Annotated in this window: 9 protein-coding genes and 1 tRNA gene; 4 read left to right on the top strand and 6 right to left on the bottom strand. The window is 36.8% G+C overall.

The features are described from left to right. Positions 1–45: 45 nt before the first annotated feature. Both RNZ46_RS10630 and RNZ46_RS10625 read right to left on the bottom strand, forming a co-directional pair. Positions 46–2,544 carry a M14 family metallopeptidase gene (locus tag RNZ46_RS10630; RefSeq protein ID WP_316982180.1) on the bottom strand — a complete coding sequence of 833 codons (2,499 nt, stop codon included), beginning with the start codon at positions 2,542–2,544 and terminating at the stop codon, positions 46–48. Between the two features lie 299 nt (positions 2,545–2,843). Next, a complete protein-coding gene (locus RNZ46_RS10625) occupies positions 2,844–3,653 on the bottom strand; it encodes a carboxylesterase family protein (protein WP_316982179.1) in 810 nt (269 codons plus the stop codon). 203 nt (positions 3,654–3,856) lie between these two features. Between RNZ46_RS10625 and bshC the strand changes: the two genes are divergently transcribed. Further along, positions 3,857–5,449: a bacillithiol biosynthesis cysteine-adding enzyme BshC gene (gene bshC, locus RNZ46_RS10620; protein ID WP_316982178.1), complete on the top strand. Its 1,593-nt coding sequence runs from the start codon at positions 3,857–3,859 to the stop codon at positions 5,447–5,449. A gap of 3 nt (positions 5,450–5,452) precedes the next feature. Further along, a complete protein-coding gene (locus RNZ46_RS10615) occupies positions 5,453–6,847 on the top strand; it encodes a pyridoxal phosphate-dependent decarboxylase family protein (protein ID WP_316982177.1) in 1,395 nt (464 codons plus the stop codon). Between the two features lie 496 nt (positions 6,848–7,343). Here RNZ46_RS10615 and RNZ46_RS10610 read toward each other — a convergent pair. After that, positions 7,344–7,418: transfer RNA gene (locus RNZ46_RS10610), tRNA-Pro, on the bottom strand. Between the two features lie 300 nt (positions 7,419–7,718). On the opposite strand from RNZ46_RS10610, the gene RNZ46_RS10605 reads away from it, so the two are divergent. After that, positions 7,719–9,563: a sulfatase-like hydrolase/transferase gene (locus RNZ46_RS10605; RefSeq protein WP_316982176.1), complete on the top strand. Its 1,845-nt coding sequence runs from the start codon at positions 7,719–7,721 to the stop codon at positions 9,561–9,563. A 7-nt stretch (positions 9,564–9,570) separates the two neighbouring features. After that, positions 9,571–11,136, top strand: coding sequence for a sulfatase family protein (locus RNZ46_RS10600; protein WP_316982175.1), 1,566 nt, complete (start codon positions 9,571–9,573; stop codon positions 11,134–11,136). A 154-nt stretch (positions 11,137–11,290) separates the two neighbouring features. On the opposite strand, the gene RNZ46_RS10595 is transcribed toward RNZ46_RS10600, so the two are convergent. From RNZ46_RS10595 to pflB, 3 genes are read right to left on the bottom strand one after another with little or no spacing between them, the layout of a single operon-like run. Beyond that, positions 11,291–12,559, bottom strand: a complete 1,269-nt coding sequence (locus tag RNZ46_RS10595) for an L-lactate MFS transporter (RefSeq protein WP_316982174.1) — start codon at positions 12,557–12,559, stop codon at positions 11,291–11,293. Between the two features lie 36 nt (positions 12,560–12,595). After that, the gene (gene pflA / locus RNZ46_RS10590; protein WP_316982173.1) at positions 12,596–13,369 is read right to left on the bottom strand and encodes a pyruvate formate-lyase-activating protein; all 774 of its coding nucleotides are present in this window, start codon (positions 13,367–13,369) and stop codon (positions 12,596–12,598) included. Positions 13,370–13,423: 54 nt separating this feature from the next. Continuing rightward, positions 13,424–15,649: a formate C-acetyltransferase gene (gene pflB / locus RNZ46_RS10585; RefSeq protein ID WP_316982172.1), complete on the bottom strand. Its 2,226-nt coding sequence runs from the start codon at positions 15,647–15,649 to the stop codon at positions 13,424–13,426. Positions 15,650–15,984 lie beyond the last annotated feature (335 nt).

Here is a 15,984-nt window from a genome sequence, read left to right as displayed (position 1 = left end):
AAGACCGTTTAAAACCTTCATTTTGACACTTATGCGACATGTAAATTACAATTCAACCGCATTATTATTTACAAAGAAAATGGCGTTGACTAAAAACAGTTTTCCGTTTTCCCAAAAACTTCTAAACATAACATCATCAACCATATAAATCATGCTGCCTTTACCAATTCGTTCTTCTCCAAAAACCAGTGTGTTGTCCAGTTTTTTTAAGGCATTGCTCCCTGCAAACCCCGAAATTTTATTTGGGTTTTTGCCAAGATAGGCCACATTGAAATGCTTGTCGCCCATTAATTTATAAGAGTTACTGCTAACTTTAAGTGACGGATAATTGGTATCGTAACCAAAAGCCATGGGATGCGTATTATCAACTTTTGTTTTAAAAATAGCACCGGAAATCAGGTTTTTTATAGCGTCGCGTTCTCTATCGGCATACGGGATTAGTTTGCTATTATCCTCATTCACTTTATCGGTTTCTTTCTTTTTTAGATTGAAACCATTTTTATCTGCAAAGGCATTAAGCGCATTACCTATGGCAATTACTTTTCCGCCTTTGGCCACCCACGATTTTAGTTTTGCCAAACCTTTTTCGTTTAAAATTCTTGAATAACGGCCACTGGGAATGATGAGAACATCAAACTTACTGAGGTTTAAACCCGCGAAATTCTCGGTGTTTATGGAGGTAACCGGGTAATGTAATTGCCTTTCAAAAAAGTGCCAAAGCGCACCGTAATGTAACGATGATGTACCTTTGCCCGAAAGCATCGCAATTTTTTGTTTGTTGACTATTTTAATTTCGGGCGATCCAAAATCGGGACCATTTGTTGAAAAACCAGTTGGTGCAGCGGTTAGTTTTCGGTTGTGTTTATTTGCCGTTTTTAAAATGGCATTATCAAAATCGGTTGCTTTTTCGTTATCACCTCTTACCATAATTAAAGAGCCGCTGTTAAAAGTTTCTCCTACGGTTTTAAATGGCTTTTCAGTAAATCGTACTTTTATATTTTGCTTTAATAAATCGGCTAAAAATTCAGCATCTTTTAAATGATTCCATTTTGCAATATATCCCGTTGCGGTTTTGCTAAGGGTATTGTTAACTTTAACTTGTTTTCCAGGAATTGATTGCACCAAGTTTTTACTGGCCACGGCATTTAGACCGTAGGCATAAGGTAAGCTCCAAGCTGTAATATCGTAAGTCATTGAATCGCTTAGTTTGGTATTTGGCTCAAAAAGCACTTTTACCATTTTGCCTTTGGGTTGATTGGTGCTCACCACCAAATCTTTTGATGTAGTATTTATTTGCCCTAACGACGAGGTATTATAATGGTACCCACTAACTTTTCCGCCTTGAGCGATACCATAAGAAACCTCGTGTTTATCCAACAGATTTTTTAAGGATTCAATTTTATCGGGATGACCTTGCAAAACATAGCTTTTGTATGTTAAGTTTGAATTATCAAAGAATTTTTGAAACTCAGTATTTAGCTTTTTAGCATGTTTTGAGGCTATTTCAACGGTTGATAAACCTGCTGTAGTATGGTGATCAATTCTATCGATAAGCGTTAAAACATCGCCTTCATCATTTATAATACCCAATCCTGCTCGCCCATGTCCCGCTTGCTCGTACGTCATGCCAATGGCACCCATGTAAGTTGGATACGTATCGCCATAGCTGGGATAGAGCAAATCGAATCGTTCTTTTGTAAAATAAAGCCAGCCCGCTTTATCGAAATATGTCGCATGGTTTTTACCAATTTGCGTTTGGAAATCGCGTTGCCAATTGGTAATTATTTCATGAAAAGGTTCGGCCGCTGGTGCAAAATAATAAGGCTCGTTAATGCCCTGTTCATGAAAATCTACATGAATATGCGGCATCCATTTGTTGTAAATTTTTAGTCTAGAAGCTGTCTCGATTTGTGTTGCCCAAGCCCAATCCCGGTTTAAATCGAACAAATAATGGTTTGGCCTTCCACTAGGCCAAGGCTCATTATGTTCGCTGGCTTGTTGGTTTATGTCGTAAGGTGTACTTGCCGTTTTGTTGTACCAATTAACATAGCGGTCGCGGCCATCTGGATTTAAGCACGGATCGATAATGACTACGGTGTTTTGCAACCAATCTTGTTTTTCGGTTAAAAGTTGGTAAAGCGTTTTCATAGCGGCTTCGCTACTCGACGCTTCGTTACCGTGTACGTTGTAACTTAACCAAACAATGGCAATATCGGTTTTGATGGGAGCGCCATCATTTACACCAATGTTTTTTAAGTTGTTTTGACGAATGGTTTCAAGGTTTTGTAAATTTTCTTCAGATGAAACATAAGCAACCATAAGCGGTCTGCGTTCGTAAGTTTGGCCGTATGTTTCAAGTTTTACTTGGTTTGGAAGTTGGTTGGAAACCTGTTTAAAATAATCGACCACTTGATGATGTCTTGAAAATTGAGTGCCTAAATCGTAGCCCAAAAATTGAGAAGGCGATTTAATGTTTTGAGAATTGAGGCTAATTGTAAATACCAAGAAGGTTAAAAACAGAAAACAACTAAAATAATGTTTCATAAAAAAATGACTGTATAAATGAACCGCTAATTTACTCAATTTATAAATGCTTGCCTAACCTAAAAAAACTTGATATTATTTACTGCTTGATAGAAAATTTGAATTAGAAAATCAATGCATCTGAAATGTGTTTTTTTGAATAAATTATTTTTTTTGAAGAAATAACGATATGATAGAATCAGATAAACAATAAACAAAATGAATGATTCAATCATCTGTATTTTATTAGCTTTATTAGGGGTCAATCATCATTGTCAAAACTAAAAAATCTAATGAATTAAGTATGTAGTCTGTTTAGGCTAATTCCAAACATGATTTACCAACCAATCTGCGGCATCTTGTAAATAAGATGCGTATTCGCAAGGTTCGTTATGTGTTAAGCCAGGGGCGACAACCATAGTAATATCGCTACCGGAATCGATGCTGGCATTTACCCAATTTTGAACATTTTCGACGGGAAATAAGGCATCGTCTTCACCATGAATAACATACACTGGAATGGGTATTTTTCTGCCCACACCGTTGTTTGTTGTGTTGTATTGACTAGCCATTGGGATGGATGCAGAGAATATACCGGATTGGGTTTCGGCAAAAAACCAACTGCCGTTGCCGCCATCGCTATAGCCGTGTATCACCACTTTATTGGTGTCTACCGGCAGGTAGGTTGATGCTAGATCTACCAAGGCCAAAACCTGTTCGTTGTTATCAAGTGTTGGCCATAATATCGCATTGCTATTCGGACTGATTATAATAGCATCAAGCGATTCAAAGCCCGTTTCAGCTAAACACTCCGTAAATTTATGGGCATTTGGCGAGTCGCCACAAGCAGCACAACCGTGTAAGGTAATAATAAGTGGTCTTTTATTATTTGTAAAGTCCACATCGGGCATAATTACCCTAAAATCCCAAGTATCATTTTTAAGGTTTTCTAAAGAGATATCATTGTTTCCAGTTTCAAAATCGATGTTGCTAAAATCGTCTTGAATATCTTCATAAGTTCGCGGTCCAGCATCACCAATATCGGGTTCATCGAAAATGCCGGATTTATTACAACTCAAAAAAGAAAGGAGTATTATTGACCAAATTAAGGCGAATTTCTGATTTTTCATGATTGATTTATTTTGATGATGCCATGTGAAATTAATAAAATTTGAATGAATCCGCTTCATTTTATTGTTAAAAATACATTGAATGATGTATATTGATAGGGAAACTGAATTCTTGAAATAGAATTAAAGCCAAATGCTTTAACGTATTTTTTAGAATGATAAAATTGGAATAACTGTATATTTACATAATTTTTTAATTCAACATGCATCAACATTATATTCCGTTTCGCGATACTGGTTACTTTTCATCATTAATATGTGATTATTTAGATGAAAAAACCGAATTAAATCCGTTTTACAACCGCTTTCCAAATCTTGAAAATTTTAAAGCCCAAATAGAAGAAAAACAGGTGTCTGTTCGAGCGCAGTCGAGAACTGTTTTAGTAGAAAGTTTAAATAGGCAGTACCAAAATATTGAAGCATCAAAGCAAACCCTTCAAAATATTGAATGGCTAAAAGCCGAAAACACCTTTACAATAACAACGGGGCATCAATTAAACTTATTTACTGGGCCGCTGTATTTTCTTTATAAAATCATTTCAACCATCAATCTTTCAAAACAATTAAAGGCAGCCTATCCAAAAAACAATTTTGTGCCTGTGTATTGGATGGCGACCGAAGATCATGATTTTGAAGAAATCAATTATTTTAATTTTAAGGGCAAAAAAATACAGTGGAACCACCAGTCAAAAGGCGCTGTTGGCGAATTACAAACCGATGGATTGGATGGGGTTTTTGAGTTGTTTTCAAAAGAATTGGGGCACAGTAAAAATGCCGATTATTTAAAACGCTTATTTGAAGATGCCTATTTAAAACACAGTAACTTAACGGATGCTACACGTTTTTTGGCCAATGCCTTATTTGCGGCTTATGGTTTGGTGATTATTGATGCGAATCACGCCGATTTAAAAAAGCAATTTATACCTTTTATGGAAGATGAATTGCTGAATCAAACCTCATATAAATCGGTTTCAAAAACAAATGAAGCTCTTTCAAAAGATTATGGAATTCAAGTTAATCCAAGAGAAATCAACCTGTTCTATTTAAAAGAAAATTTACGTGAACGTATTGTTTTTGAAGACAACCTTTACAAAGTCTTAAACACTGAAGTTTCATGGGACAAAACTGAAATACAAAAAGAACTCTTAGAACACCCAGAGCGCTTTTCGCCAAACGTGATTATGCGCCCGTTGTACCAAGAAGTTATTTTGCCCAATCTGTGCTACATTGGCGGTGGCGGGGAATTGGCATATTGGTTTCAATTAAAAGATTATTATAATAAAGTTAAAATACCGTTTCCAATACTATTGCTGCGTAACTCGGTTTTAATACAAACGGAAAAGCAACAGGAAAAACTTGATAAACTCAATATTTCAAAAGCTGATATTTTCTTAAAACCCGATGCGTTTATCAATAAAAAAGTACGACAGATTTCGGATATAGACATCGATTTTTCACCTCAAAAAGAACACCTCAAAAAACAATTTGAAGAATTATACCAATTGGCCGAACAAACCGATAAATCATTTTTGGGTGCGGTAAAAGCTCAAGAAGTTAAGCAATTAAAGGGGCTTGACAATTTAGAGAAACGCTTGTTAAAAGCACAAAAACAACAATTGGCAGATCAAGTTTCTAGAATGCGCGACATTCAAAGAGCACTATTCCCAAACGGCAGTTTGCAAGAGCGAAACACCAATTTCTCGGAGTTTTATCTGGAATATGGCGAATCGCTTATTCCTAATTTAATTAAAGGTTTACAGCCTCTTAAAAACGAGTTTTTAATACTTAACCTATAAACAATGCATAAAATAGACATGGATTTGATTGAAATGACCATGGATGTTATGAAATATACCATCGATAGAATTTCGTCAACACAACATAAAATCGGAAAACCCAAAAAAGCTAAAGAACTTAAAGCCTTAGTTGGTGACACCATTACACCAAAAGGCGTTGGTGGCGAATATGCCTTTAAAATGTGGAAAAAACACTTGGCCAAAGCCAATGTACCTATCGATCATCCAAGGCATTTGGCCTTTGTTCCCGCATCGCCAACACGAGCGGCCATTATGTTCGATTTAATTACATCGGCATCCAGCATTCACGGTGCTTATTGGATGGAAGGCGCCGGCGGTATTTTTTGCGAAAACGAAGCCATGGAATGGATTGTATCCTTAACGGGTTTACCTAAAGGTGCGTTTGGTGTTTTTACAAGCGGCGGTACAGCGGCCAACCTTTCGGCCATTGTAACGGCCAGAGAATATTGGCGCAGTTTGAACGAGCAAAACAAAGTTGAAAAAGGTTTGGTGATCACCTCGGTTGGGGCACATTCTTCAATAAAAGCGATGGCTAAGGTTGCCGATGTCGATATTCTTTTAGTCGATACCGAAGATGTTATGTACGGCACAGCGTTGCAAGAGACTATTAATAATTTAACAGCGCATCAACGCAGACGTTTATTTGCCATTGTGGCAACAGGCGGTACAACAAATGCGGGCATTATTGACGATTTAGATGGCATTGCCTCGGTTTGTGATACAGAGAATTTATGGTTCCACGTGGATGCTGCTTATGGTGGTGGTGCTTTGGTTGCCGATTCGGTAAGACCGTTGTTTAAAGGTGTTGAGCGTGCCGATAGTATTACTATAGACCCGCATAAATGGATGTTTTCACCTTACGATTGCGGTGCCGTGATTTATAAAGAACCGGAATTGGCAAAACAAGCGCACTCGCAACAAGGCTCGTATTTAGATATTTTTAAGGATGATGGAGCCCATGGTTTCAATCCAACCGATTATCAAATCCAATTAACACGTCGTGTTAGGGGCTTACCATTATGGTTTTCGCTGGCTACCCATGGCACAGACCGATATAAAGAAGCGGTTGAACGCGGATTGGAATTAGCTCAAATTGCAGGTGCCATTATTGAGAATATGCCGCATGTAGAATTGGTGCGAGCACCAAGTTTATCATGTGTGCTATACCGAAGAATAGGATGGAAACCCGAAGATTACACGCATTGGACATACGAAAACCACAAAAAAGGATTTGCATTGGTAACGCCTACCAAATGGAAAACAGGCGAAACTTTTGAAACCGTTTCACGATTCTGTTTTATCAACCCAGATACTACAGAAGGTGATGTTAAGGCTATTTTAAATTCGATGAAACCTATTTCAAAATATAGCGATTAAGGTGTTTTTATTTAGAAAAATAATTTTTTACAGTTCCTTTGGTAAGTTTTTTAAGTCGTGATTTCTATGATATTTGATAAGCCCTTTAAATGTAGTAATAGATTTATCCTTACTCATATATCGTAATTTAACTGAACATGCAGTAACCCACATCCAATATCAGAATGTTGTTTATGGCAATCTACTAAATTGATATAGATGCCTTCTTAACAATCATAAATCAATTCAACTCCTGAAAAATCTTGGTTTGATACGACGGGAAATCGAACACCACTTATGCTCTTAAATAGATTTTTTGGTACTTAAATCCGCTCTAACACCATTCAGATACAGTATTAGATAAACAAATTTAGGAAATTATCCCCTATAAAATAGGACACCTAATAGGACACCTTGATATATGTCTTTAAATGGACTCAAATGAAATCAATAAAAATATAAAATATTGAAAATAAACTGATTAAATTTTCAACAATGTCATTTGACATGCATTTCGTCGGGATGACAGGATTTGAACCTGCGACCACACGGCCCCCAGCCGTGTACGCTAACCGGACTGCGCCACATCCCGTAAATCGACTTCAAAAATACTAAATGCTTTTTTTACTGCAACATTATTCTTAAAAAATTAAACCTAAATTCTAACTATTTTATCATTTTTGAAAATGGGTCTACCCAAACGTAACTTGCACGAACCCTAAATAACTTATACTAGCAATAGATAATCCCCTAGGTATAATCAATTTACCGCTTTGGCGCTCTATAAAGCTTCATTAATTTTGCTATCTGTACCAATAGCTATGTTATTGGTCTAAAAAACCATAACAATATTTTATATTATTTATAACTTTAATGAGTTACTGAATACGTTATGAGAGCCAATTTCATTTTTCTTCCAAATAAAAAACAACTCTGTTTAATTTTCATCTGGATTAGTTTGCAGTGCTTTTCGCAAAACAAACCTAACGTTATTATTATTTACACCGACGACCAAGGTGCTATAGATTTAGGTTGCTACGGCGCCTCAGATATTCATAGCCCAAATATTGATAAACTTGCAAAACAAGGCACGCGTTTTACCCAAGCTTATGTGGCAGCGCCTGTGTGCGCTCCGTCGAGAGCGGCATTGTTAACTGGTAAATATCCACAAAATGCAGGTGTTGAAGGCAACACGTCCCACGTTCCAAATTCCCATGGCATGCCAAACCAACAATATACCCTTGCCGAATTGTTTAAAGACAATGGCTATAAAACGGGGCACATTGGCAAATGGCACTTGGGCATGAGTGCAGAAACGTCGCCAAATGCACAAGGTTTCGATTATTCCTTCGGGCATTTACGAGGTTGTATCGATAACTATTCGCACTACTTTTTTTGGGCAGGCCCCAATGTCCACGATTTATACGAAAATGGCAAAGAGGTTTTTTATGACGGTCAATATTTTCCGGATTTAGCTTCAGATAGGGCTTTAAAATATGTTGAAGATCATAAAGAAGAACCTTTTTTTATGTACTACGCCATCAACATGCCACATTACCCATATCAACCCACCGATAAATGGCGAGACTTTTATAAAGATGTTGAAAAACCGCGAGGTGATTATGCGGCTTTTATTTCAACCATTGATGAACGCATAGGTTTTTTAATGGATAAATTAGACATGCTCGGAATACGGGACAATACCATAATTGTTTATCAATCGGACAACGGTCATTCAACCGAAACACGAGCCTTTAATGGCGGTGGAAATGCCGGACCTTATCGCGGTGCTAAAAGTAGCTTGTTTGAAGGCGGCATTAGGCTTCCTACAATAATAAGTTGGAAAAACAATTTACCTCATAACGTTGTTAATCATGAGTTTTTTATGAATATAGACTGGTTACCAACACTGGCTAAACTTTGTAACTTTAATTTACCTAAAGATATTGATGGCTTAGATTTGTCTGAAATGATTAAAACACCGAACACCGCTTCGCAAAGAACTGGTGCTTTCTGGAAATACGGTAACCAATGGGCAGTTAGAAACGGCAACTGGAAACTTATGGGATATCCTAAAGACACCTCAAATAAAGGCAAATTAGATTTGGAACAGGATGCTCTATTTCTTTCTAATTTAGATGATGATATTTCAGAAATGAAAAATTTAGCATCCCAATATCCTGAAATGGTTGAAGCACTTAAAACCAAATATTTAGCTTGGGAACACGGGTTTGAAACCGATATTCCTAAAAAAACAAAACCTTTAAATCATCTGGGGATAAACGCTAAAATAAAGTCGACAACCAAACTGAATAACCGCTATAAAAACATTGAAATTTTAATTGACGGAAAACGGGGCTTTTTAGATTTTGGTTCGGGGCAATGGATTGGGCAAGAAGGAGGCGATTTGGAATTTATTTTAGATTTGAATGAAATGAAGGTCATTTCAGAAGTGACTATTGGCTATTTACACAACCCTTCAAATTGGGTGTTTAGCCCAAAGTTTTTTGAAGTTGCTTTTTCAAATGATGGTGTAAATTTCAGCAAAACCATGCCATCTGAAATTTCCAAAAAAATTAATGACAAACACAATTTTTCCGATACCCTTTCCATTCACACAAATAAAGCAGCCAGATTTATAAAATTAACGGTAAAAAACATAGGCGAAATTCCCGAAGGTCACGCTGGTGTTGGTAATTTAGGCTGGTTTTTTATAGATGAAATCATAATAAAATAGTATATAAATGCAAAAAATCACACGTCATATCACGATAGCATTGATTGGAATATTTTTACTAATCAGTTGTAAATCCGAAGAAAAAGAAATCGCAACAAAACCCAATATTCTGTTCATCATGTCCGACGACCACACTTCACAAGCTTGGGGTATTTACGGTGGTATTTTACAGGATTACGTTCAAAATAAAAACATTAAACGATTGGCCGAAGAAGGCGCCGTTTTAAACAATGCCTTTTGTACCAATTCCATTTGTGTACCAAGTAGAGCAAGCATTCTTACGGGGCAATTCAGTAATAAAAATGGCGTATACACTCTTAGTGACGCCTTAAACCCGGATAGTTTAAACATTGCTAAAGTACTTAATAAAAACGGCTATCAAACTGCAATTATTGGTAAATGGCATCTAAAAAAAGAACCATCCGGTTTCGATTATTACAATATTTTACACGACCAAGGCCGGTATTGGAATCCTATTTTAAGAACGGCTGAAAATTTTAACAACCCACCAGAAACTTGGGATGTGCATGAAGGATTTTCAACCGATGTCATTACACAATTATCCTTAGATTGGCTAAGCCAAAGAGACCAAAACAAACCGTTTATGCTCATGACACATTTTAAGGCTACCCACGAACCTTTTGATTTCCCGGAGCGTTATAACGATTTATATAACGATGTTGAAATTCCAGAGCCAGCATCGTTATTTGACTTTTCGCCCGAAACAACCGGACGGAGTTTTTTAGGGCAAAAATTAGAGAATTTAGCCTGGAGATATGAACAAGCTTCGAACGATCCCGAAAAATGGTGGTGCAAATATCCCGGGTTGCCTTTTTACACCAATGAGATGGATAGCGTGTCTGCTCGTAAAGCGACCTATCAAAAGTTTATTAAAGACTTTATGCGTTCTGGGGCCGCAATTGATGATAATATTGGAAAGCTTTTAGATTATTTGGAAGCTTCAGGTTTGGCCGAAAACACTATAGTAATTTATACCGCAGATCAGGGTTATTTTTTAGGTGAGCACGGATTTTTTGACAAACGTTTAATTTATGAAGAATCGCTCCGTATGCCTTTTGTAATTCGGTATCCCAAAGAAATTGCTGCAGGAAAACGTATAGACGATATTATTTTAAACATTGATTTTCCAGCACTGTTTGCTGATTATGCGGGTATAGAAAAGCCTAAATCCTTTCAAGGCCAAAGTTTTCGCAAAAACCTAAAAGGTGAAACTCCTGAGAACTGGAGAACATCGGCTTATTACAGATATTGGACCAATCATCCCATAAGACCTGCGCATTTTGGAATTAGAAATAAACGCTACAAACTAGCCCTTTTTTATGGCCATTCATTAGATATGACAGGCTCATCTAAAGAAAGTACAACACCAGCTTGGGAATTTTATGATTTAGAAAAAGACCCCAACGAGAATTACAATGCGTACAACGATTCTGATTATTCAGAAATTATAAAAGACATGAAAACAGCATTGAAAAACCAGCGGCAAGCTTATGGTGATACCGATGTACAATATGAATCGCTTCAAGATATTTTTAAAACGTATTGGAAATAAAACCTGCTTTTTTTTAATGGAATTTGATAGCCGTAACCTTTAAATTTTCAATTTTTTTATGATTAAAATACATTTATTTTTTTGACATTATTAAAAACAAAAAGCACCTTCAAAAAAAATGAAAGTGCTTTTCTCTTCAAATAAATCATAAAGTTTAAACAAACTTTATTCTATTTTCTATTTTTTTGTCCATAACCTTATAGGCTTTGGTTACTGTTCTTTTCATTAACAGCGAAACAATTAAGGCTATCATAAATAGGCCTGCAAATACCTCTAAAGTAGTATCTAATGAACCTGTAGCGTTTTTAACCATATCGTAAATTGTAGGTCCAACAACACCTGCTAATGCCCAGGCTGTTAATACCATACCGTGAATTGCACCCAATTGTTTTGTACCAAATAAATCGCCTAAAAATGCAGGTAATGTTGCAAAACCGCCGCCATACATGGTAATTACAGTAAACAAGACTACTAAGAATGTTATTTCCATAGAGATTTTTGGCAAGAAATAAAACGCCAATACTTGAAAGACGAAGAATACAATATAGGTGTTTGAGCGTCCTAAATAATCTGAAAGACTAGACCACAAAATGCGTCCTACGCCATTAAACACACCTATTAAACCTACAATAGCTGCGGCTTCCATGGGTGAGTAATTTAATTTTTCTTGCATCATTGGGCTTGCCGCCGATATGATGGCAATACCACATGCTATGTTTATAAACATCATAACCCAGATGTAATAAAAACGAGAAGTCTTTAATGAAGCATTGGCATCGATATTAGAAATATCGGCTTTTATGGTTTTACCTTCACCGGGTTTAAAACCGTCTGGTAAATAACCCTCCGGTGGCCTTTCAATATATCTGGCGGAGGATAATATTAAAATCATATAAATAAAACCTAAAATATAAAAGGCATTTGATACGCCAACAGCATCAAAAAGAGATTGCATAACAGGGCCGAAAATTAAGGCTGCAAAACCAAACCCCATAATAGCCATTCCCGTGGCTAAACCACGTCTGTCGGGAAACCATTTTACCAATGTACTTACGGGTGTTATGTAACCAATACCCAATCCAATACCACCTATAACGCCGTAACACAGATAAAAGAGCCATAACGATTCCAGTTGAACCGCTAAACCTGAACCTAAAATACCAACGCCATAAAAAATTCCTGCTGTGGTACCACTTATTCTTGGTCCTACTTTTTCAACCCAACGCCCCAAAAATGCCGCGGACAACCCTAATAATAAAATGGCTATTTTAAAAGCCCATTTTATAACGCTTCCATCAACATCAAAAATATCCTTTACGGGATTTGTCATTACCGAATAAGCATAAACCGATCCTATTGAAATATGAATCCCAACCGCCGAAGCAGCAATTAACCAACGGTTTTTTAGTTTTTGTGTTTGCATAATATTTACAATTTAAGTGTCCGTTTTAAAACACTTTTAATTAATCTTTACTTCTTTAAAATATTTTTTCAATAAGTCTTGGGCCACTTGCAATTCTTCTTCGGTGTTTTCGCGCGCGTCTTTAAGCTGATACTCCCAACCCAAAGCTTCCCATTTATGAATACCTAATTTATGATATGGCTGAATTTCAATTTTCTCAATAGTTTTATAGCCTTTGAAATGTTTACCCAAGGCATGCAAAATTTCCGGGTTACTGGTAACTCCTGGAATTAAAACATAGCGCAGCCACATTTTTTTACCTGAATCTTCTCTGTGCTTTGCTAGATTAAAGGCTATTTCCTTTACAGGTTTTCCGGTGATGTATTTATAACCCGATTCGGTCATGTGTTTGATATCCAACATGATTAAATCGGCATAATCATCTAATAATTCTTTTGAAAAATGATTCAATATTCTGCCATTGGTATCAATGTTGGTGTGGATGCCTTCTTCTTTCAATCGTTTAAAAAAAGGAATTAATGCTTTTGATTGCAATAAAGGTTCGCCACCGGAAACGGTAACACCTCCTTTTTTTCCGAAGTACGGTTTCATTTTAAGCGCCATTTGCACCAACTCTTCAATTTGATATGCTTTACCACCCGAGGTTTCAATTGAATCTGGATTATGGCAATACAAGCACTTTAATTTGCACCCTTGCAAGAATACAATAAAGCGTATTCCTGGGCCATCGTGCGTCCCGAAAGATTCGATGGAATGAACTCTTAATATGTTTTCGGCTGTTTTGATAATCGTGAATTTTAGGTTAAGCACCTGAATAAAACTGACTAACTCATTATTCAGGTGCTTTCAAAATATTACTAATAACTACATAGATTCGTGAAAAGAACGTGTAATAACTTCAAGTTGCTGCTCTTTGGTTAATCTTACAAAGTTTACAGCATAACCAGAAACACGAATGGTTAATTGCGGATATTCTTCTGGGTGCTCCATAGCGTCCAATAAAGTTTCCTTGTTTAATACATTCACATTAACATGTTGCGCATTTCTTGAGAAATAACCATCCAGAATAGTTGCCAAATTCTCTATTTGATCGACTTTGTCCGCTCCCAAAGATTTTGGTACAATAGAGAAGGTATTTGAAATACCATCTTGAGAATCTTCATAATCAATTTTGGCCACTGAGTTTAACGATGCAATCGCCCCGTTAGAATCGCGCCCGTGCATGGGGTTTGCTCCGGGTGCAAAGGGTACACCTTTGGCTCTTCCATCGGGTGTTGCTCCTGTTTTTTTACCATAAGACACATTTGATGTAATGGTTAAAACAGACATGGTTGGTTCTGCGTTTTTATAAACTGGAAGTTGTTTTAATTCGTTGTTAAAATCGGATACAGCATTTGCTGCTAGCGTATCTACCCTATCGTCGTCATTACCATAGCAAGGGAATTCGCCTTCAACTTTAAAATCAACCGTTAAACCACCTTCGTCTCTAATGGGTTTTACCTTGGCATATTTTATGGCTGAAAGTGAATCTGCAACTATCGATAAACCGGCAATACCATACGCAATATCTATTTTGGGATTGGTATCAATCAAAGCCATTTGCGCTTTTTCGTAATAGTATTTATCGTGCATGTAGTGAATAATGTTCATAGAATCATTATAAACACGTGCCACTTCTTTCATGGCTATTTTAAAGTTGGCCATAACTTTGTTGAAATCCAAATACTCGCAATCGCAGGCCTCAATGCCATCTACAATTTGCACCCCGGTTTCTTCGCAACGACCACCATTAATGGCCAGCAATAAAGTTTTGGCTAAATTGGTACGGGCGCCAAAGAATTGAATGGATTTACCTAATTCTTGATACGATACACAGCAGGCGATTCCGTAATCATCAGAGCCTCTGCTTTTACGCATTAAGGCATCATTTTCAAACTGAATTGAAGAAGTATCAATCGAAACCTTGGCACAATAATCTTTAAAGTTTTGTGGTAAATCTTCAGACCAAAGAATCGTCATATTAGGTTCTGGTGATGGCCCTAAATTGTACAGTGTGTTTAAGAAACGGAACGATGTTTTGGTTACTTTCGTCCTGCCGTCTTCAAACATACCGCCAATAGCTTCGGTTACCCAAGTGGGGTCGCCAGCAAATATTTCGTCGTAAGCACCCATTCGTAAATGGCGCACCATGCGTAATTTCATTACAAACTGATCGATGTATTCTTGGGCTTCTTCTTCGGTAATTACGCCGTCTTGCAAATCGTTTTCAATATAAATATCTAAGAAAGTGGATACGTTACCCAAAGACATCGCTGCACCGTCTTGTTCTTTTACAGCAGCTAAATACGCCATGTAAGTCCACTGTACCGCCTCTCTGGCATTTTCTGCCGGACGGCTTAAATCCAAATTATATTTGGCTCCAAGAACAATCATTTCCTTTAAAGATTTTATTTGCTCTGAAATCTCCTCACGCAAACGAATTGCAGCTTCGGTCATGGGACCCGTAATATTTTCTAAATCTTCTTTTTTAGCTTCAATTAAAAAGTTGATGCCGTAAAGGGCTACGCGACGGTAATCGCCTATAATTCTACCTCGTGCGTAATTATCGGGCAGACCTGTTAAAAAACCTAGAGAGCGGTATTTTTTAATCTCGGTAGTGTAGGCATCAAAAACACCGTCGTTATGGGTTTTAACATATTTTGAAAACAATTCGGTTATGGCCTCATTGGGCTTTACACCCTGCTCCGCCAGTGCTTTTTGAACCACTTTAAAACCACCAAAAGGTTTCATGGTTCTTTTAAGTAGCTCATCGGTTTGCAAACCAACAATCACCTCATTTTCTTTATCGATATACCCCGCATTAAAGGCGCTAACTGTTGAAATGGTTTCGGTGTCCACACTGCGTACACCATTGTTTTGTCTTTCCTCTTTGGTGGCTGCTTTACAAACATCCCATAACTTTTGGGTTTTTGCACTCGGGCCCACTAAAAAATCGTGTGTGCCGTGGTACGGCGTAATATTATTTATAACAAAATTTCTTACGTCGACTTTCTCAGTCCAAATCCCGTTTTTAAATTGCTTTACTTCCATTTTTATATTTTATTAATATGTTGTAAAATCTTTGTGTCTTTTAAATATTCAAAGGTAGATACAGCCGTTAATTATAAAACTGACATTTGTCAGTAAACGCTTTAAAAACAAAGCGGTTTAAGCGATTTTATTTACGAAAACGTTTGAAACAAAACCAATAAAAAACAAAAATTTCAACGTTTTATTCCAAACTCAAAACATACCTCAAATGAAGCTGGATTTCCATGGTTTTTAATTTAAGAAGAATGAGATTTTTATACATTTTTCGTAATAATTAAAAAAGGATGACGTTTTTTTTAAGCTTTTCTCCATTATTCTAAAAATTAACTGTGTTT

The sequence above is a fragment of the Hwangdonia lutea genome (genome assembly GCF_032814565.1).
Classification (GTDB): Bacteria; Bacteroidota; Bacteroidia; order Flavobacteriales; family Flavobacteriaceae; genus Hwangdonia; species Hwangdonia lutea.
Note: the sequence above shows the minus strand (reverse complement) of the source record. Positions and strands in the feature narration are given on the sequence as shown.

Bases quoted from the DNA above. Each gene is read 5' to 3' on its own strand.
- RNZ46_RS10630 (WP_316982180.1), bottom strand. From the start codon at position 2,544: ATGAAACATTATTTTAGTTGTTTTCTGTTTTTAACCTTCTTGGTATTT.
- RNZ46_RS10625 (WP_316982179.1), bottom strand. From the start codon at position 3,653: ATGAAAAATCAGAAATTCGCCTTAATTTGGTCAATAATACTCCTTTCT.
- bshC (WP_316982178.1), top strand. From the start codon at position 3,857: ATGCATCAACATTATATTCCGTTTCGCGATACTGGTTACTTTTCATCA.
- RNZ46_RS10615 (WP_316982177.1), top strand. From the start codon at position 5,453: ATGCATAAAATAGACATGGATTTGATTGAAATGACCATGGATGTTATG.
- RNZ46_RS10605 (WP_316982176.1), top strand. From the start codon at position 7,719: ATGAGAGCCAATTTCATTTTTCTTCCAAATAAAAAACAACTCTGTTTA.
- RNZ46_RS10600 (WP_316982175.1), top strand. From the start codon at position 9,571: ATGCAAAAAATCACACGTCATATCACGATAGCATTGATTGGAATATTT.
- RNZ46_RS10595 (WP_316982174.1), bottom strand. From the start codon at position 12,559: ATGCAAACACAAAAACTAAAAAACCGTTGGTTAATTGCTGCTTCGGCG.
- pflB (WP_316982172.1), bottom strand. From the start codon at position 15,649: ATGGAAGTAAAGCAATTTAAAAACGGGATTTGGACTGAGAAAGTCGAC.